The organism is Rothia sp. HMSC073B08 (genome assembly GCF_001812975.1).
Classification (GTDB): Bacteria; Actinomycetota; Actinomycetes; order Actinomycetales; family Micrococcaceae; genus Rothia; species Rothia mucilaginosa.
The window spans coordinates 4,071-21,757 of the sequence record NZ_KV811065.1; the positions used below are offsets into that span (position 1 = coordinate 4,071).

Below are 17,687 nucleotides of genomic sequence, written 5' to 3' on the forward strand. Positions count from 1 at the left end.
GCCCCTGCGTAGGCGCGGAGGAAATATGCGGCAGTCCCTTTTTGTACGCGTTTAGCTCTGCTGCGCCAGGTAGTTCAACAGCGTCGCGGTCAGCTCCGGGTCATGCGCCAGCGCCGTACCGTTCAGGTGAGTCACCGGCGCAATCAGACGCACCGACGACGCCAACCACACGCCGTCCGACTCGAATAAATCCTGCGGGTAGAGCGGTCCGAAGCCCAGCTCCCAACCGGCCTGGCGTGCCGCCTCGAACACCGCGCCCTGCGTGGTACCGGGCAGGATGCCGTGGCTCGGCTCGGGCGTGTACAGCACCTTCTTGCCGTCCTCAATCTTGGCAACCAGCACCGAAGAAGTAGCACCCTCCAGCACGCGACGCTCGTCAGTGATGAAGATAGCGTCATCTGCGCCGCGCTCCTGCACGTACCGCAGAACCGCCATGTTCACCGCGTAGGAGAGGGTCTTCGCGCCCGCCAGAAGCCACGGGTAGGCGCTGTTGTCCATCGGCTCGTGGCCGCGCGGCAGCAGCATCGCCTTCACGCCCTCGGTACGGCGCTTCACGATGGAGGCGGGCACCGGCGACGCCATAATCAGCGTGTACGGGCCCGGCTGCATGGAGGTCACCGCCTGGGTGGGGCCGCGCGAAATAATGATCTTCACGATGTGCTCTTCACCCAGCGCAGTCTCGGCACCGGCGGTCGCCTCACGCATGAGGCGCTCCACCGCCGAACGCAGAATCTCGGGTTCCGGGTCGGGCAGATCCAGCATGCGCGCTGAGGATTCGAGGCGGGACAGGTGCATGCCGAGCTTACGCACACGGCGGTTGACGGACAGCATGGTCTCGAAGACGCCGTCGCCGCGGGTGAAGCCCTGATCATCAACGCTGATGAGGGGCACGGACGGGTCAACGAAGCTGCCCTGCGGGTTCTGCTCGTTCAGAAGAATTACGGTACTAGACATAGTCTTATTGTACGTTCGCATCCGAACCGTAGGCAGGAGGTGCCGTACCTTCCTGAAGCGACATCAGGGTGCCCGAAGCGAAGCGAGGGCGGGTGCCCCTGTAGGAGCGAAGGAAGAGTGCGAGCACCTCCCTACTCATGTACCAAGTGGGGCTAGGCGCGGAGGAAACATGCGGCACCCCGCCTTCCTGTAGGAACGAGGGCGAATACCGTCTCCCCAGCAGAACCAGAAACGGAACGGTCTAGGCCCAGAGGAACTGGATCGTACCCGCCGCAATAGATGCACCGTACGCAACAGCGATAATGACGGCGGCTGCAATGCTCACGTGCACGTCACGGGGCGAATAGGAGGGTACACGAGCCCAGGTGCGTTCGCCTGCGCCGAAGCCGCGCGCCTCCATGGTGATAGCCAGGCGGGAGCCGCGGCGAATAGCCTGCACGAGCAGGGCGAAGCTCTGACCGCCAAAAGTTTGTGCGCGTCCAATGAGGGATTGGCCTGCACCGAGTCCGCGGGCGCGTCGTGCCTGGCCGAGGGCGTTCCATTCGGCGAAGAGAATGCCGACGAGGCGCAGGGCGGCGACGGTGGCGAGCACGAATCGGGAGGGCAGTTTGAAGGTTTGTGCGAGGGAGTCGCCGAGGTCGGTCGGGTCGGTGGTGAGTACGAATGCGAGGGTGGGTAGGACCATGGCGAGGGAGCGGATCATCATGGCTGCGCCGACGGCGGCGGAGTCGGTGGTGATGCTGTTGAAGCCGAGGTCAAGGATGGTGGTGCCGGTTTTGGCGCTGAGCATGGCGACGGACCAGCCGGTGGTGATGACGGCGATGAGGATGGGCCAGAAGCGGGCGAGGACGTTGACGGGTCGGAATCCGACGAGGATGAATCCGAGCAGTTCGAGGGCGAAGAGGATTCCGGAGGTGAGGGGGTCGCGCACGATGAGTGCGGCGATGATGAGGGTGAAGGAGACGATGAGTTTTACGCCGGCGTTGAGGTTGCTGAAGTAGCTGGTTCGGTCGATGGTGCCGAAGAAGTCGGTGTTCATGCGTTCTCCTTTCCGGGGGTTGCGGTGGCTTCGGAGGGTTCTAGGGCGGGTAGGGTGATGTGGTTGCCGCCGAGTGCGGCGGTGTAGTCTTCGTCGTGGGTGATGGAGATGATGGCGGTGCCGCCTGCGAGGAGTTCGCGGATGAGGTCGACGAGTTCTGCCCAGGTTCGTGCGTCTTGGCCGAAGGTGGGTTCGTCGAGGATGAGGATTTTGGGTGCGGTGGCGAGTGCGGAGGCGACGGAGAGCCTGCGTTTTTCGCCGCCGGAGAGGGTGAAGGGGTTGGCGTCGAGTAGGTGGGTGAGGCGTAGGCGGGTTGCGAGTTCGTTGGTGCGGGCGGTGAGGTCGTCTTCGTTGAGGGGGCTGCGGGTGAGTGCGGCGAGTCGGCGGGGGCCGAGTTCGAGTTCTTCGCGTACGGTTCCGCGGATGAACTGGTATTCGGGTTCTTGGAAGACGTAGCCGATGCGGCTGAGCATTTGGGCGGGGGTCCAGGTGGGCACGTCCCAGTGGGCGCGCTCGCCGCCGTGGTTACCGCCGTGGTTACCGCCGTGGTTACCGTCGTAATTACGCAGCGCGTCGGTGGCGGTGAGGGTGCCGTCGGGTGCGGTGAGGAGCCCTGCGAGGGTGAGGGCTAGGGTTGATTTGCCGGCGCCGTTGGGGCCGAGCACGCTGAGGTGTTCGCCGGCGTGCAGGGTGAGGTTGATGCCGCTGCGCAGTACGGGCAGGTCGGTGGGTACGGGTGCGGGGGTGTCGCCGAGGCGTTTGATGGTGCGTCGGCGTGCGCGTCGTTGTTTGGGGGTGGGTTGTGCGCGGGTGATGCTGAGGTTTTCGGCGCGAAGTAGCGCCTCGCCGTGCTCGCCGCCCTGGTTATCGCTGTCGCTCTGCGGTGCACGCGGCACGTAGTTGGGTACCCACACGCCCGCGTCGATGAGGTCTTGGCGGGCTTCGGTGAGTACGGTGTCGGGTACGCCGTCGTGGGTGATGGTGCCGCCTTCGCCGAGCACGATAATGCGGTCCATGTGCGGCGCCCAGATGCTCACGCGGTGTTCTACGACGAGCAGGGTCGCTCCGGTGGCTTGCGCGGCGGCAAGGATGCTGTCGCGTACTTCCTGCACGCCGGAGGGGTCGAGGTTGGCGGTGGGTTCGTCGAGAATCATGGCGCCGGGGTGCATCGAGAGGATGCCCGCCAGGCCGAGGCGCTGCTTCTGCCCGCCGGACAGCGCACTGCTGGGGTGGTCGAGGGGCAGGTGGTTGAGCCCTACGGCGGTGAGGGCTTCGGTGACGCGGCCCCAGATTTCTTCGCGGGGTACGCGCAGGTTTTCGGGGCCGAAGGCTACGTCGTTGCCGACGGTTGCCATGACGATGGAGGATTCGGGGTCCTGCTGCATCATGCCTGCGGTGCCGCGTGCTTCGGCGGGTGCTTGCCCGTTGATGGTGATGGTGCCGCCGGCGGATTCGCCGTCGTCATCGTGGAGCACACCGGCGATGGCGTGCAGGAGCGTCGATTTGCCGGCGCCGGAGGTGCCCAGTAGCAGGACTTTTTCACCGGGGTTGATGGTGAGGTTGAGTCCGCTGATGACGGGTTCTGGGCGTCCGGGGTGGTGCCAGCTGAAGTTGTTGAGCTCGATGCGCGCCCCGCGCGGTGTTGCTTCCATGATGGTTCCTTAGCCTTTTGTGTGGCTGCTGTTGTGTGCCGAGTGGTGACTAGTTGCTGGTGGTTAGCGGCTGGTCTTGCCGGATGCCAGCGAGGAGAGCACACCGGTCTTGGCGAGGTTCTGCACGAGAATCCACGCCAGGAAACCTGCGATGACTGCGCCGGAGATGACTGCGCATGCTACGTAGATGATTGCCTTGACTGGTTCCATGTCGGGGTAGTAGATGAAGATTTCGTTAACGCCCATGAACAGGCCGCTGAGCGCACCGGAGAAGATAGCGACGGTTGCGTTCCAGCGGCGGTAGCGGAAGATTGCGAAGGCGATTTCAGCACCGAGGCCCTGGAAGAGGCCCGCGATCAGGATTTCGCCGCTCCACGCGCCGCCGGTGAAGAGTACGGAGATGAATGCTGCGACGATTTCGCCGAAGAGTGCGGCACCGGGCTTGCGGATGAGCAGGCCGCCGAGGGTGCCGCCGAGCAGCCATGCGCCGGCAACGATGGGGCGGAATTCGGGTGCTGCTACGAGTGCGGCTTTGGCGGCGGGGCCGACTGCGATGTCCCAGATCCAGAAGATGACGGCGCAGGCTACTGCAATGACTGCGGCGATAACGATTTCGTTGACTCGCCAGCGCAGGTTCGGCTTCTTCTCTGCCTGGGTAGATGCCTGGGAGGCGGGGGTTACGTTCTGTGACATTGGTGGTCCTTCCGTCGTTGGAAGGGGAATGTCCTCGCCCTCTGATTGGACGAGGGCATTGAGAAGAAATTCGACTCCCTACGCCGGTACTAACCGGATCAGGTTCGAGGGTCTGCTTAGCACTCTCAGCGCCTCGGTGGCGCTCCCCTGTCGTGTGGGGTTCCTTGTCCGTACCGTTGTGGTGCGGGTGGGAACCCAGGTTCGATTGTAGGCTTGTCTGGCTGTTCGTGCCAATTTGCCGCTTTTTGTTTCGTTCTTCTGCCCGCATTACAGAATTGCACGGTGTACAATTTTGGGACGGAGAGGCTCCAAGGCGGCACGAACGCCTTAAACCCTATACGCTAGGGAGTGGCGCTCTTTTCTCACCCAACCCCGAAGGGGTTCACGGGCAGGACGCCGCATCGTATACAGCTAAGGAGATACATATGAACCCCGTCGCTAAGCTTGCTATTGCGGGTATCAACATGGGCGCTGCTGCCCTGGTTGGTAAGGGCCTGGGCGCAGCCTGGACCAAGGCTACCGGTAACCAGCCTCCCGCCATTTCCCACGAGTCTGAAGATACCCTGCGTCAGGTCATCCTCTGGACCGTTCTGACCTCCGTCGTGGGTGCTGTGGTGAGCTTCGGTATTGCTCGCCTGCAGCGTCGTTTCTTCAACTAAGACTTTGCGCCTTCCGCGCGAAAGTTCATGAACTAGGCGGTACGTATCTTCGCTCGGTACGTACCGCCTGGTGTTCCCTCTTCAGCACGCCCTCCCCACTTCAGCCGGTTTCATGCCGCCGCTACGCTGAAGCGCCACCTCGGCATCCGAAAGCACAACTATGACTATTTCTTCTCCCCGCCGTAAGACGAAGGCTCAGCGTAGGGTCGTTGACCACGCGAACAGCCGCCGTTCGGTCGCGTCCTGGGTCATGTGGGATGTTGGTTCGTCGAGCTTCGACTCGATTATGACGACCTTCATCTTCACCGTCTATCTGACCAGCAGCTACTTCGGCACTCCCGAAGAGACTTCTTCGGCGTTGTCTTTGGGTCTGACCATTGCCGGTTTCCTGATTGCTATCCTGGCGCCGGTCACCGGCCAGCGTAACGACAAGTCCGGCAAGGGTATCTTCTGGCTCGGTGTGAACACCATGCTACTAGTCGGTTCGATGGCGGCGTGCTTCTTCGTGGGCCCCACCCCGCAGTACCTGTGGCTGGGTGTCACGCTGATTTCTGCGGCGAGCGTGTTCAGCGAGTTCGCGTACGTGAACTATAACGCCGTACTGCCGCGCATCTCCCACCCTGAGAATATCGGCAAGATTTCGGGCGCCGGATGGGCTGCCGGCTACATTGGCGGCATCCTGGCGCTGGCTGTGGTGCTGTGGGGTTTTGTGCTTACCCCCGAAGTACTCGGCCTGACCACCGATAACGCCCTGAATATCCGTGCGGTCGCGCTGTTCGCCGCCGCCTGGTGCCTCATCTTCTGCGTGCCTCTGCTGGTGCGTATGCGCACCCGCGAGCGCTTCCTGCCGGAGGTGCTGCCCACCCGCGAGCTGCGTTTCCTGGAGCTCGGTATGGAGCGTCTCTCCCCGGCTCGTCAGGGCGGTCTGCTCGCCTCCTACAAGGCGCTGTGGCGCACCATTAAGCGGCTGAAGATGACGTCCCCGCAGACCCTGTGGTTCCTGATTGCTTCGGCGGTGTTCCGTGATGGTCTGTCCGGTATTTTTACGTTCGGCGGTATTCTTGCGGCGGGCACGTTCGGTTTCAGCACTTCCGAGGTAATCCTGTTCGGTATTGCCGGTAGCGCTGTCGCGGCGGCTGGCGCGATCCTGGGCGGCTACCTGGATGACTACCTGGGCCCGAAGGCGATTATTGTTATCTCGCTGGTCGGCATTATCTTGGCGGCTACCCCGCTGATGTTCTTCCCCGAACCGGGCGTGTTCTGGGTATGCGCCCTGCTGCTGTGCCTATTCGTGGGCCCGGCGCAGTCGGCATCCCGCACCTTCTTGGCTCGCCTGGCTGATCCCGGCACTGAGGGTGAGCTGTTCGGTCTGTACTCGACCACCGGCCGTGCCACCAGCTTCCTGGCGCCGATGCTGTTCGGTCTGTGCGTGAGCATCATGGGCGCGCAGATTTGGGGTGTGCTCGGTATTCTGATCGTTGTGGTGGCGGGTCTGCTCCTGCTGCTGCCGGTGAAGGCACCCGGCCCGTTGCGTGTGCGTGCGGCTCGCCGCGAGCAGAAGCGTGAACAGAAGCGCCGCGACAAGGCTGGCCAGTAAAGCGGCTCAGTAAGGCTGCGCGGGGCTAAGCTCTCCGCACCCCGCAAACGCAACCTCGCGAACGCAACAGGAGGGGCGGGTAGAAGATCATCTTCTACCCGCCCCTCCTTCGTGCTTAAGCAGTGCTTATTCGGCGGTGCTCATCAGCGGAGAGCCGCGGCGGCTAGTCCTCCACCACGTCGTCCTCATCATCAGAAACAGCGTCCTCAGAGGAATCCAGCGCAATCTGCTGCTCCTCCTCATCCAGAACCTCATCGCTGGTCATCTGAGCCCAGGTTGCGTCATCAATCAGCGGATCATCAATCACACGAACCCACAGCATCGAACCAGCCGCCAAAGCGCTCAGATTCTCGTCATACGCTTCCGCAGGCAGACCCTCAAAGATCTCAGCCAGACGCGCAAACAGGTCATCGTACGAAATATCGCCCTCAGCCTGCAGCCAGCACTCAGCCGCAAACTCAGACAGCTCATTCAGCTCGGTATCGCACAGCAGCAAGAACGGGCCGTCCTCACCCACACGCACACCCGAAGTACCCGGCATACGAGAAACCGCAATCGTACCGTTCAAGAACACACCCGGCAGGTGATCCCCAGCCGTGTACTTCTCCAGGCTCTCAACCTCATCAGCGTTCGGCAGCTCGCCACCATTCAGCAGATCCTGAACCAGCGGCAAAGTATCCTCAATCTCCGAGTACACCAGGCGCCACACGCCGCCGCAACGCTCCACCAGCTTAGCCAGCGACACAACACCCTCAGGGTGACGCGCCAGACCCGAGCTCTGCTCGCTCAAGAACACCAGAGCCTCATGCAACGGAACACGCTCAAAATACGGCTCAGAAGCCGACTCATCACGAGAAATGAACACAATACGCGACAGCTCATAGCTGAGGTCATCACGATCAACCACGTTCAAACCCAGATCCACCGGGTTCTGCTGATCCTTCGGCGCATTCGGGTCAACAATCACAGACAGCGGCTTCGGATACGGCGACACAACACCCTCATCCGAAATAATCGCAGTCTCATCAGTCAGGTACGCAAACTTCGAACCCAAGAAACGCGACGCAGTCGTCTTACCGCTACCAGAAACACCCACCAGCGCCACAGCGCGCTTCGACTCAGGGTCACCAATAACAGCCGCATGCAGCATCACACCGCGACCAACCAGCTGCTCAATCATCGCCAACGTAATACGGCTCGTCAGATCCTGCATACCCGAATCATCATCAGCCACACGCAGCGTCGAAACCTTATCAAACGAACCCATCAACGGATTCGCCAAATCCATCACCGACTCATCAGTCGGCGCATGAACCAACATCACCTGATCAAAACGAGACAACGAAGCATACGCCTCATCAGGAGTATCAAAAAACTCCGGAGCAAGAGGCTCCCACGCCTTCTTAAAACGCTCCACAAAAGAGTCCGACATATCAATCAGATACAAAGAAACTTCCGCGCCAGCAACACGCAGAACAACAGGCTTCAGATTCATCAAAAAATCCTTAGAGAGTGAGAGATAAAAACCCGCACGCGAGTGAACGCACGAGCACAACAGGCGAAAAAACCGCCCAACGCGGGCGCACAAACACACAGCCTGCACGCCCGCACCCCAAAGCGGGAAAGACTAAGACTCCACAGAACCATCCGCAGGAATCATCGTCTGATGAAAATTCAAATAACTACGCGAAGCAGTCGGGCCACGCTGACCCTGGTAACGGTTACCATACGCACCAGAACCATACGGATGCTCAGTCGGGCTACTCAAACGGAAGAAACACAACTGACCAACCTTAGAACCCGGCCACAACATAATCGGCAAAGTCGCCATATTCGACAACTCAAGCGTCACATGCCCCGAAAAACCAGGATCAATAAAACCAGCCGTAGAGTGAGTCAGAAGACCCAGACGACCCAACGACGACTTACCCTCCAAACGGGCAGCCACATCATCAGGCAGGGTCACCTTCTCATACGTAGAACCCAACACAAACTCACCCGGATGCAGAATAAACGGCTCATCAGGAGCCACCTCCACCAGGCGCGTCAAATCCTCCTGCGGCTGAGCAGGATCAATATGCGGGTACTTATGGTTATCGAACAGACGGAAGAAACGATCAATCCTCACGTCCACACTTGCAGGCTGAATCATCGACTCATCGAACGGATCAAGAACGATGCGCCCATCAGCAATCTCTTGACGAATATCGCGATCTGAAATAAGCACGCTTAAAGGATACCTGGCAAACACCACCCACGTGCAGGCATCCACCAGCCCCAGCACACAGGCCTACATCACATTTCAACCCCGCCACCCCGCGCACAAACAACCGCAACACATTTCACTCCCGACAAGCAGGCGCGATACACTGAAAAAGATGCGGCTGTAGCTCAATGGTAGAGCGCACGCTTCCCAAGCCTGATACGCGGGTTCGATTCCCGTCAGCCGCTCTTCAAAGCCTCTTACTTCACGGTAGGAGGCTTTTTATTTTGAGTTAGGTTGAGTGGGTCGAGGCGGTATGTTCCTTGCTCCTACAGGGAACCCGTCCTCGCTTCGCTTCGGACACCCTGATGTCGCGACGGAACATACCGGCCTCTCCCCTGCTAACTCCCTCCCCTTCTCCGGGCAGGTGGAGTAGTGGGTGCGACCGTGCGTTGGGGAACGAACCGCGGGGCCTCGGTTTGGGAAGAGTGTGCGGGAACGGGGAGGGGGAATACTGGGGTGAGGTACCGCAGACAGCTCGCCAAGAATGAACATTAAGTTGAGGGCATTGCGGTGACTCCGTATGGGAGGTCAGGGCGCCTTCCCGAGGGCTCATCGAGACAGGGCTTGTTGTAGCCCCATACGAGCGCGCAGCACAGCTATACCTTCCTGCAGCGACATCAGGGTGCCCGAGCTCTGCGAGGGCGGGTCCCCTGCAGGAGCGAAGGAAGTGTATAGCGTACGCCTCAAAGCATCCCATCACATCCGGCAGGCTCCCCTACACGAGCGAGGAACACACCCCGCGAGCCACCCCAAAACACTTGAAGAATGTTCAACTCCCCACGCAGCTGTGCTAACCTAACCACAGAAATTCAATGAGAGATTTTCTCAAAAACAGCTACTCGACGACGAATCGTAGACCCGCATGACCCGCGAAACGCACCCCTACACCACCCCCGCACGCCCCCTCGACCTGAACCTCTACCTCGTCACAGGCAACAACCCCCTCGAAACCGTCCGGGCAGCCAAACACGCCACCTGCATCCAGGTCAGGTCCAAACCCATCAGTGCGCGCGAACTCTACCAGCTCACCGAAGCTATCGCCGGCATCATCCAGCCGCACCAGACCCTCCTCATCGACGACCGTGTAGACGTCGCCCTCGCGCTGCGTGCCCGCGGCGTGCGCGTTGACGGCGTGCACATCGGTCAAGACGATCTGCCCGTAGCCGACGCCCGCGCCCTCCTCGGCGCCGACGCAATCATCGGTCTGACCACCGGCACCCGACAGCTCGTCGAAGAGTCCAACAAGATCGCGCACCTTATCGACTACATCGGCACCGGGCCGTTCCGCCCCAGCCCCACCAAGCAGTCCAACCGCCCGCCCCTCGGCGTTGAGGGGCTCCGCGAACTTGCCGAGCTGTCCGCCGTGCCGACCGTAGCTATCGGCGACATCACCCCCGAAGACTGCCCCGCCATCCGCGCCACCGGGGTCGCCGGAATCGCCATGGTCCGCGCCTTCGTCGACAACCCCGCGCTGCAGGCATAGCCATGACCATCACCATCATTGGCGGCGGAATCATTGGCCTCACCACCGCGTTTGAGCTCACCGAACGCGGCGAGAACGTGCACCTCATCGACGCCGAAACCAGCGACTACGGCACCGCCGACGACGGCACGGCACTCTACCCCGCCGCCAGCCACTACGCCGGCGGCATGCTCGCGCCCATCGCAGAAGTGCAATTCCAGCAGGACGCGCTCTTCCCGCTCATGACCGCCAGTGCCGATGCCTACCCCTCCCTCATGAGCAGGCTCAGCCGCGCCACCGACCTGCCCACCGGCTACGACACCACCGGCACACTCATTGTCGCCGCCGACCGTGCCGACGCCGAGCACCTGCAACGCACCCGCGCCTACTACCGGGACATGAACCGCCCCGCAGACCCCGTCACCCCCACGCAGGCACGCACCCTCGAACCGCTCCTGGCACCGCGTATTGCCGGCGCTGTGAGCATCCCCAGTGACCATCAGCTACACCCGCGGCTCATGAGGCGCGCCCTCAAAGACGCCCTCACCCGCCGCGGCGTCACCTTCAGCACCGAACGGGTCACCGACCCGGACGCAGGCGACATTATCTGCACTGGACTAGGGGCAACACTGCACGGGGACTACCCGCTACGCCCCGTCTACGGGGACATTCTGCGCCTGCGCGCCCCGCGACCCATCCTCAAGCATGTAGTGCGCGGCTACGTGAACTCCCGCCCCGTCTACCTCATCCCCCGCCCCGACGGGGAGCTGTGCATCGGCGCGACCAGCCGCGAAGACCACCGCACACTACCCGCCATTGACGGCGTACACCAGCTGCTACGTGACGCAATCCGGCTCGTGCCCGCCGTTGAAGAGTGTGAGCTTCTGGAGGCGAACGTCGGCGCCCGCCCCGGAACCCCGGACGACCTGCCCATCTTCGGGCACCGCACCCGTGCTGACGGCACCCGCCAGCTCGTGTCCACGGGCTATTTCCGCCACGGTATTCTGCTTGCCGCGCTCGCCGGCAAGGTTGGTGCGGAGGTCGCCTGCGGGGCTGAGATTCCGCCCATCATGCAGGCGTGCGACCCGGCACGATTCACCCACTAAACACAGTCCCCGCCGGATGCACCCGGCACCTTCACGAAAGGATTTCGCATGATTATCACCTACAACGGCGAGCCGCTAACCACGAATGCCCGCACCGTATTTGACCTTGTCATGGACCAGTTCGGTACCGAAAATGGCGTGGCTGTGGCGCTCAACCGCAGTATCGTGCCGCGTTCCACGTGGCTGGATGTGCCGCTGAACGAGGGCGATAGGGTGGATGCCCTCACCGCCGTTCAGGGCGGCTAATCTTCCAGCCTGAACCGGCGAGATTCCCGCCGGCTCATACCCACCGGCAAAAAGAACAGATATTCTCGGTTTTTGTTCCCTAAACCGGGCGCACCGTAGCGCCCCGCACCAACCAGCAAACCCCGTTATCTAGACGTTCCCACAGAGGAGAACACCATGAGCCTCACACCGCTCACCATCGGCGACCGCACCTTCACATCCCGCCTCATCATGGGTTCCGGAGGCGCAACCAGCATGGACCTGCTCGAGCAGGCGCTCATCGCCTCCGGCACCGAAATGACGACCGTTGCCATGCGCCGTCACGCCGCAGGCACCCCCATTTTTCCGCTTCTGCAGAAGCTCAATATTGCGCCGCTGCCCAATACCGCAGGGTGCCGCACCGCAGCCGATGCGGTGATGACCGCGATGCTCGCCCGCGAGGCGCTGGGCACTTCCTGGGTGAAGGTCGAGATCATCCACGACGAAGACACCCTACTGCCGGACACCGTGGAGCTGTTGAATGCTTGCGAGCAGCTGGTCGCTGAGGATTTCACGGTGCTCGCGTACACCTCTGACGATCCGGTGGCTGCCGCTCGCCTGGAGGATGCGGGCGTTGCGGCGGTTATGCCGTTGGGCGCGCCGATTGGTACCGGTCTGGGCATTTTGAACCCGCACAATATTGAGCTGATTGCTTCCCGCGCGCAGGTTCCGGTGGTTCTGGATGCTGGCGTGGGTACCGCATCCGACGCGGCGCTGGCGATGGAGCTGGGTTGTGATGCGGTGCTTCTGGCGTCGGCGGTGAATCGTGCTGAGGATCCGGTGGCGATGGCTCAGGCGATGAAGTTTGCGGTGCAGGCGGGTGCGTTGGCGCGTGAGGCTGGCCGTATTCCGGTGCGTGAGCACGCGAAGGCATCGTCGCCGTCGGAGGGTTTCGTCTCGTGGATGTAAATCTCACCCCTACCCCGGTGAATCCGGAGCATGCGCGTCTGGATCGCGAGCGCACTGACCGTCAGCGTCGCCTGCCTGGCTTTGATCAGGATGCGGTGGCGGCGGCACGCGTGTTGGTGATTGGTGCTGGTGGTTTGGGTTGTCCGGTGGTGCAGGCGTTGGCGGCGGCTGGTGTGGGGTATCTGCATATTGTGGATTCTGATTCGGTGGAGCTGTCGAATATTCAGCGTCAGCCGCTTTTTGGTGTGTCTGATGTGGGTGAGCCGAAGGCGGAGGTTGCGGCGCGCCGTGCCTTGGAGCTGTGCCCGTCGTTGACGGTTGAGACAACGATTCGGCATGTGGATGCGTCCTGGATTTTGGATCTTTTCGCTGTGTCGGCACCGGATTGTGTGGTGGATTGTACGGATACGTTTGCGTCGAAGTATCTGATTGCGGATGCTGCGCAGGTTGCGGGTTTGCCGCTGGTGTGGGGCACGGTTTTGCGTTTTGGCGGGTCGGTGAGTCTTTTTGAGCCGGATGGCGCACATTTGCGTGATATTTTTCCGACGATTCCGCAGACGGTGGAGTCGTGTGCGCTTGCCGGGGTGTTGGGTGCGACGACGGCTGTGGTTGGTTCGCTGATGGCGACGGAGGTGCTCAAGTTTGTGAGTGGTTTGCCGACGGCGGCGGGCACTCTGCTGACGTATGATGCCTTGTCGGGTACGTGTACGTCGTTTGGGGCGGTGCCGGATCCGGCGCGTGTGGTGCCGGTGGATTTGTCGGCTCATGAGGTTCCGCAGGTTCTGCTGGATGTGCGTGAGGTGCCCGAGCGTGAGGAGTCGGTGAAGCATGAGGGTTCGCTACATGTGCCGTTGTCGCAGCTGAGCGACGCTGAGGGGTCATTGTTGCCGGCAACCGACGTGCCCGCGGAGCTGCTGAGTTTGTTTGAGTCGGTGCGTGATCAGCGTGTGGGCGTTTTCTGTGCCTCGGGTGCGCGAGCGCAACGCTTTGTGCAGGCATACGCGGAGCTGGCGGGCGAATACGGGGGGCGCCTCACGACACTGTAGAAACGGTTTCCCCATGTGCAGGGCGTAAAATCGTGTATAACACGGCGGCACGTCGCGCGGTTTCTTCTGCCTAAAAACTGCCGCTGCCGCCTCCTGTTTTCGCACACTCACTCTAGGAGTTTTATGCTCACCGTCTCTACTGTGCCGCTTGTTTTGTGTACGGCACTTGTTGCGTTGACTTTGTTGATTAGCGGTATTGCTAAGGCGAAGGACCCGCAGAGTACCGTGACTGGTATTCAGAATCTTGGTTTGGAGAAGATCGCGCCGACCCGTGCGGTGTCGCTGATTTTGCCGTGGTTTGAGATCGCCCTAGCCGCCGTCCTGTTGTTGTCGCCGGTGCGTTTGCCTGCGGTGATTGCTTCGGGTTTGGCGCTGATTCTGATGCTGTTCTATACGGTGGTGATTGCGCGCGCGCTGGCGACGGGTCGTACTGCGGGTTGTAATTGTTTTGGCTCTGAGTCGAATGCGCCGGTGAGCCGTTATACGCTGGTCCGTAATGTTGCGTTGTTGCTGGCGGCGGCTGGTGCGCATGCGAGCGCATTGAGGGGCGGCACGGGTGTTGTGTCGACTCTGCTGGGTCTGGGTAATAGCGGCTGGACTTGGGTTTTTGGTGCGGCGCTGATTGCGCTGACGTTGGAGGCTGTTCGCCGCGGTGATGCTTTGGCGCAGCCGGAGCCGCAGGCTGAGGTGATTTTGCCGGAGCCGGTGTATGACGAGAACGGCGAGGAACAGTATGTTCGCATGCCGATTCCTCATGCTGCGCTGTATCTGGAGAATGGTCGTCACACGAATTTGCGTGCGTTGGCTAAGAATCAGGCGCGTATGCTGGTGTTTGTGTCGGCGACCTGCGCTGGTTGTGTGAAGTTTTTGAAGACGATGTCTTCGTGGCAGGAGCGTCTGCCGCAGGTGGCGTTGCATCCGGTGTATTCGAGTCTGGAGTCGTTGCAGACCTCGCGTAATGCGGGTACGTTGCCGGAGGGGTTGACTCCGTTGATTGACCGTGAGGCTGGTGCGCGCGCGAATTTCGGTAATGGTGTGCCGTTGGCTGTGGTTTTGGGTGCTGATGGTCTGATTGCTGGCGGCCCGGTGGCTGGTAAGGAAGAGGTTGAGGCGCTGCTTGCCGATATTGAGGAGCAGTTCGCTGAGGCTGCTCGTCTGGCTGAGGAGGAGCGCCAGGAGCAGCTGCGTAAGGCGTTTGCAGCGGGTCCGTCGAATGTTGAAGGCGACCACCTCTAAACACGCTCCTATCGTCCAGCCCCTGTAGCGCCTCTGTAGCACTTCCGATAGCCCCGTCCGGCTCTTACTGCCCTTACCGGCAGACGCCGGGTGGGGCTATGCTAGAACGTAGCGCACACACCGCTTATATGCCGCGGTCACCTTGCCTGGTGGCGGTTGGCGCATCCTCAACCCTGTCTAAGGAGTTTTTATGGCAATGATGAGTTTCAACGCTCCGGGCGAGCGTGAGAAGTCCTTGTGGCTGGTCCGTAAGGAGAGCAACCCGAATCATTCGCAGTGGTACATTGACCGTTTTAAGGCGATGGAGGCTGAGGGTAATGATATGGCGGGTGAGTCTCGTCTGGTGAATGCGTTGGCTTCTCGTGGCGCGAAGATTCTTGATGCGGGTTCGGGTCCTGGTCGTGTGGGTAAGCAGCTGCACGCGTTGGGTCACCGTGTGACGGGTGTGGATATTGATCCTGAGCTGATTGAGGAGGCGCGCCGCGTCTGCCCGGATGCTACGTGGATTACGGCTGATCTGGTGGATTTGCCGGAGGTGCTGGGCATTGAGGGTGAAGCTACGGCGGAGAATGGTTTTGAGGTGCTGGTGTGTGCGGGTAATGTGATGGGTTTCTTGGCTCGTTCGACTCGTAAGCCGGTGGTTGAGAATTTCCGTCGTGTGTTGGCGCCGGGCGGCCGGGCTGTCGTGGGTTACGGTTCGGGTCCGGGCCGTGATTATGCGTTTGAGCAGTTTTTGGCGGATGCCCGCGAGGTTGGCCTGAACGTGGATAATACGTATTCGTCGTGGCAGATGCACCCGTTTGTGGAGGGTTCTTCGGAGTTTTTGGTGGCGGTGCTGTCGCGCCCGGCGAGCTAGGCTCGCATCGAAAGCTAGCGTGCAGTACGTCTTGAGCTAGGCATACAAATGGCCCGGCACCTGCCCCGTGGGGGTGGGTGCCGGGCCTTTGCGCGTCCTGAAGATGCGCATCCATAAGAACTTTAAAGAATAGGCGTTCTAGTGGATGAGGTATATGGTGCGGGCGAGTTCTTCGGGCAAGAAGGATGCGGCGAAGAGGATTGCCACGATGATGACGGCGAGTGCGGTCATGAGGCTGGAACGCCAGCCGGGGTGCAGCTCGTTGAAGGTGATGAGTCCCTTATGTTCTTTGTCCATGTTGACCACGTTGATCTGTTTGTAGATGGTGGTTTGGGCGGAGAGTTTGGAGGAGACTTCTCGCATGGTTTTGCCGTCCCAGACGCGGCCGTCGATGCGCATGAGCTGTTTGCCGTCTTTGTCGACGGCCCACATGGCGGGGAAGCTGCGGTAGCGTAGGCGGCCGGCGACGGTTTTGAGTTTCTGGCCGTAGGCTTTTTTGGGGTAGAGCTTTTCGGCGTAGATGGTGTGGTCGATGTTTTCGAGGGGTACGGCGAACCAGCCGAAGGTGCGTGCGCGGAGCACGTGGGTTTTGGTGATGACGATGATGGTGGGTTTGAGGACTGAGTAGAGGTTTACGCCTGCGATGGTGCCGATGAGCAGTACGAGGAGGGTGTACGGCAGGGCGGGTCGTTTGTAGAGGATGAAGGCGAGCGCGGCGAGGAGCACGATGGTGCCGGGGAGTGCCGCTTCGATGCGCCTGCCGTAGGAGCGCATGCGGGGGTGGAATAGTTCGTTGACTTCGCCGTATTTGGCGGGGACTTCGTGAGCGCGTTCTGCCATATACACAACTTTAGTGTGTGCGGTGCGTGAAACCTAGCGGACTACCTGCGTTACTCTGGTTCTATGCGTAATTTTTCTCCCGTGGAGCGGGTTCTGGCAATGTGGATGGTCGGTGTTGTGGTGGCGGTTTCTGTGGCTGCTGCGGCGCTGGTTATGACGAATAAGCTGGTGTATGGTCCGACGGGTCAGGTGCGGGAGTATTTTCATGCGTTGCGTACGGGTAATGGTTCGTATGCGCGTGGTTTGTTGGGTGCGCAGATTCCTGAGGGTGACGCCTCTTTGTTGGATGGGGATGCTTTGAGGCGTTCGGTGTCTTCGTTGGGTGAGGTGTCGTATGAGGTGGTGGAGACCAGCGAGGATGGGGAGCATGCGACGGTGCGTGCGTCCTATATTTTGGAGGGTTCACAGCAGCATACGGATTTTCGTTTGCACCGTTCGGGCACGCATTGGGGCTTTTTTGATAAGTGGGCTATTGATGAGGCGTCTTTGCCGTCGGTGAAGGTGAATATTCAGGGTGTGGAGGCTGCGACGATTAATAACCGTAAGGTTGCGGTGGATGATGGTGCGGCGTCGTTCCCGGTGTTTTATCCGGGTGTCTATGCGGTGTCGTATGATTCGACGGTTTATACGGCGCAGAAGGTGAATGAGGTGGTGACTGCGCAGGATGCGAATCATGCGGTGCGTATGGAGTTGAAGCCGAGTGATAATGCGTTGTCGTCGGTGAAGGAGCAGGTGCAGGATCATTTGAAGAAGTGCACGCAGCAGAGCACTCTTTATCCTGGTGGGTGCCCTTTTGAGTATGCGTTTACGGGTCGTGTGGATTCTGAGGTGAAGTGGTCTGTGGTGAAGGTTGCGGATCCGCAGGTGAGTGTGAGTTCGGCGGGTGTGTGGTCGTTGAAGCCGATGTCGGGTACGGCGAAGGTGTCGTTTACTCAGTTGGATTTGTATACGGGTGAGCGTTCGCAGGTGCAGAAGGAGATTCCGTTTACGTTGAAGGCGTCGGTGGAGGCGGATGCGAAGGCGGTCCGAGTCTCCTTCTAAAGCCGCTGAGTTGCGAGAGCCAGTATGCTCTGAACGCGACATCAGGGTGCCCGAGCGAAGCGAGGGC

The 17,687-nt window shown here is 60.8% G+C and carries 17 protein-coding genes, 1 tRNA gene and 1 riboswitch; of the genes, 11 read left to right on the forward strand and 7 right to left on the reverse strand.

Annotated elements, in window-relative coordinates; all coding sequences use genetic code 11:
• Nucleotides 1-51: 51 nt before the first annotated feature.
• The 4 genes from HMPREF2884_RS04775 to HMPREF2884_RS04790 all read right to left on the reverse strand — a co-directional run bounded on the left by HMPREF2884_RS04775 (nt 52) and on the right by HMPREF2884_RS04790 (nt 4,338).
• Nucleotides 52-954 carry an aminotransferase class IV gene (locus HMPREF2884_RS04775; protein WP_070616049.1) on the reverse strand — a complete coding sequence of 301 codons (903 nt, stop codon included), beginning with the start codon at nt 952-954 and terminating at the stop codon, nt 52-54.
• Nucleotides 955-1,195: 241 nt separating this feature from the next.
• Nucleotides 1,196-1,993, reverse strand: coding sequence for an energy-coupling factor transporter transmembrane component T family protein (locus HMPREF2884_RS04780; RefSeq protein ID WP_070616051.1), 798 nt, complete (start codon nt 1,991-1,993; stop codon nt 1,196-1,198).
• Nucleotides 1,990-3,645 carry an ABC transporter ATP-binding protein gene (locus tag HMPREF2884_RS04785; RefSeq protein ID WP_070616053.1) on the reverse strand — a complete coding sequence of 552 codons (1,656 nt, stop codon included), beginning with the start codon at nt 3,643-3,645 and terminating at the stop codon, nt 1,990-1,992. Before HMPREF2884_RS04785 ends, HMPREF2884_RS04780 begins: the two co-directional genes overlap by 4 nt.
• Nucleotides 3,646-3,708: 63 nt before the next feature.
• Nucleotides 3,709-4,338, reverse strand: coding sequence for an ECF transporter S component (locus tag HMPREF2884_RS04790; protein WP_070616057.1), 630 nt, complete (start codon nt 4,336-4,338; stop codon nt 3,709-3,711).
• Nucleotides 4,339-4,396: 58 nt separating this feature from the next.
• A riboswitch (TPP riboswitch) is annotated at nt 4,397-4,497 on the reverse strand.
• A 266-nt stretch (nt 4,498-4,763) separates the two neighbouring features.
• On the opposite strand from HMPREF2884_RS04790, the gene HMPREF2884_RS04795 reads away from it, so the two are divergent.
• A complete protein-coding gene (locus HMPREF2884_RS04795; RefSeq protein WP_005506756.1) occupies nt 4,764-4,997 on the forward strand; it encodes a DUF4235 domain-containing protein in 234 nt (77 codons plus the stop codon).
• A 160-nt stretch (nt 4,998-5,157) separates the two neighbouring features.
• Complete coding sequence (locus tag HMPREF2884_RS04800; protein ID WP_070616059.1) at nt 5,158-6,594, forward strand: MFS transporter; 1,437 nt, start codon at nt 5,158-5,160, stop codon at nt 6,592-6,594.
• A gap of 163 nt (nt 6,595-6,757) precedes the next feature.
• Here HMPREF2884_RS04800 and HMPREF2884_RS04805 read toward each other — a convergent pair whose 3' ends face one another.
• Nucleotides 6,758-8,089, reverse strand: coding sequence for a septin family protein (locus tag HMPREF2884_RS04805; RefSeq protein ID WP_070616061.1), 1,332 nt, complete (start codon nt 8,087-8,089; stop codon nt 6,758-6,760).
• Nucleotides 8,090-8,221: 132 nt separating this feature from the next.
• Entirely contained in the window at nt 8,222-8,821 is a 600-nt protein-coding gene (gene dcd / locus HMPREF2884_RS04810; protein WP_005509013.1) for a dCTP deaminase, read from the reverse strand.
• A gap of 153 nt (nt 8,822-8,974) precedes the next feature.
• Between dcd and HMPREF2884_RS04815 the strand changes: the two genes are divergently transcribed.
• The 8 genes from HMPREF2884_RS04815 (at nt 8,975) to HMPREF2884_RS04850 (ending at nt 15,739) form a co-directional block, all read left to right on the forward strand.
• A tRNA-Gly gene (locus tag HMPREF2884_RS04815) sits at nt 8,975-9,045 on the forward strand.
• 677 nt (nt 9,046-9,722) lie between these two features.
• The gene (locus tag HMPREF2884_RS04820; protein WP_070616063.1) at nt 9,723-10,343 is read left to right on the forward strand and encodes a thiamine phosphate synthase; all 621 of its coding nucleotides are present in this window, start codon (nt 9,723-9,725) and stop codon (nt 10,341-10,343) included.
• A 2-nt stretch (nt 10,344-10,345) separates the two neighbouring features.
• Nucleotides 10,346-11,428 (forward strand): glycine oxidase ThiO, encoded by a 1,083-nt coding sequence (gene thiO / locus HMPREF2884_RS04825; protein ID WP_070616065.1) that lies wholly within the window; start codon nt 10,346-10,348, stop codon nt 11,426-11,428.
• A 48-nt stretch (nt 11,429-11,476) separates the two neighbouring features.
• Complete coding sequence (gene thiS / locus HMPREF2884_RS04830; protein WP_049328087.1) at nt 11,477-11,674, forward strand: sulfur carrier protein ThiS; 198 nt, start codon at nt 11,477-11,479, stop codon at nt 11,672-11,674.
• 156 nt (nt 11,675-11,830) lie between these two features.
• Nucleotides 11,831-12,601, forward strand: coding sequence for a thiazole synthase (locus HMPREF2884_RS04835; protein ID WP_005509016.1), 771 nt, complete (start codon nt 11,831-11,833; stop codon nt 12,599-12,601).
• Nucleotides 12,592-13,647, forward strand: a complete 1,056-nt coding sequence (locus tag HMPREF2884_RS04840) for a ThiF family adenylyltransferase (RefSeq protein WP_070616066.1) — start codon at nt 12,592-12,594, stop codon at nt 13,645-13,647. Before HMPREF2884_RS04835 ends, HMPREF2884_RS04840 begins: the two co-directional genes overlap by 10 nt.
• A 123-nt stretch (nt 13,648-13,770) precedes the next feature.
• Complete coding sequence (locus HMPREF2884_RS04845) at nt 13,771-14,883, forward strand: MauE/DoxX family redox-associated membrane protein (RefSeq protein ID WP_070616068.1); 1,113 nt, start codon at nt 13,771-13,773, stop codon at nt 14,881-14,883.
• A 190-nt stretch (nt 14,884-15,073) separates the two neighbouring features.
• Nucleotides 15,074-15,739, forward strand: a complete 666-nt coding sequence (locus HMPREF2884_RS04850) for a class I SAM-dependent methyltransferase (protein ID WP_070616070.1) — start codon at nt 15,074-15,076, stop codon at nt 15,737-15,739.
• Nucleotides 15,740-15,877: 138 nt separating this feature from the next.
• On the opposite strand, the gene HMPREF2884_RS04855 is transcribed toward HMPREF2884_RS04850, so the two are convergent.
• Nucleotides 15,878-16,579 (reverse strand): hypothetical protein, encoded by a 702-nt coding sequence (locus HMPREF2884_RS04855; RefSeq protein ID WP_005509020.1) that lies wholly within the window; start codon nt 16,577-16,579, stop codon nt 15,878-15,880.
• A 63-nt stretch (nt 16,580-16,642) separates the two neighbouring features.
• Between HMPREF2884_RS04855 and HMPREF2884_RS04860 the strand changes: the two genes are divergently transcribed.
• A complete protein-coding gene (locus tag HMPREF2884_RS04860; RefSeq protein ID WP_070616072.1) occupies nt 16,643-17,620 on the forward strand; it encodes a hypothetical protein in 978 nt (325 codons plus the stop codon).
• Nucleotides 17,621-17,687 lie beyond the last annotated feature (67 nt).

Excerpts from the sequence above, each read along its gene's own strand:
- HMPREF2884_RS04800 (WP_070616059.1), top strand. The coding sequence starts at position 5,158 with ATGACTATTTCTTCTCCCCGCCGTAAGACGAAGGCTCAGCGTAGGGTC.
- HMPREF2884_RS04775 (WP_070616049.1), bottom strand. The coding sequence starts at position 954 with ATGTCTAGTACCGTAATTCTTCTGAACGAGCAGAACCCGCAGGGCAGC.
- thiO (WP_070616065.1), top strand. The coding sequence starts at position 10,346 with ATGACCATCACCATCATTGGCGGCGGAATCATTGGCCTCACCACCGCG.
- HMPREF2884_RS04785 (WP_070616053.1), bottom strand. The coding sequence starts at position 3,645 with ATGGAAGCAACACCGCGCGGGGCGCGCATCGAGCTCAACAACTTCAGC.
- HMPREF2884_RS04795 (WP_005506756.1), top strand. The coding sequence starts at position 4,764 with ATGAACCCCGTCGCTAAGCTTGCTATTGCGGGTATCAACATGGGCGCT.
- HMPREF2884_RS04855 (WP_005509020.1), bottom strand. The coding sequence starts at position 16,579 with ATGGCAGAACGCGCTCACGAAGTCCCCGCCAAATACGGCGAAGTCAAC.
- HMPREF2884_RS04790 (WP_070616057.1), bottom strand. The coding sequence starts at position 4,338 with ATGTCACAGAACGTAACCCCCGCCTCCCAGGCATCTACCCAGGCAGAG.
- HMPREF2884_RS04805 (WP_070616061.1), bottom strand. The coding sequence starts at position 8,089 with ATGAATCTGAAGCCTGTTGTTCTGCGTGTTGCTGGCGCGGAAGTTTCT.
- HMPREF2884_RS04845 (WP_070616068.1), top strand. The coding sequence starts at position 13,771 with ATGCTCACCGTCTCTACTGTGCCGCTTGTTTTGTGTACGGCACTTGTT.
- thiS (WP_049328087.1), top strand. The coding sequence starts at position 11,477 with ATGATTATCACCTACAACGGCGAGCCGCTAACCACGAATGCCCGCACC.
- HMPREF2884_RS04820 (WP_070616063.1), top strand. The coding sequence starts at position 9,723 with ATGACCCGCGAAACGCACCCCTACACCACCCCCGCACGCCCCCTCGAC.
- HMPREF2884_RS04860 (WP_070616072.1), top strand. The coding sequence starts at position 16,643 with ATGCGTAATTTTTCTCCCGTGGAGCGGGTTCTGGCAATGTGGATGGTC.
- HMPREF2884_RS04835 (WP_005509016.1), top strand. The coding sequence starts at position 11,831 with ATGAGCCTCACACCGCTCACCATCGGCGACCGCACCTTCACATCCCGC.
- HMPREF2884_RS04850 (WP_070616070.1), top strand. The coding sequence starts at position 15,074 with ATGGCAATGATGAGTTTCAACGCTCCGGGCGAGCGTGAGAAGTCCTTG.
- HMPREF2884_RS04780 (WP_070616051.1), bottom strand. The coding sequence starts at position 1,993 with ATGAACACCGACTTCTTCGGCACCATCGACCGAACCAGCTACTTCAGC.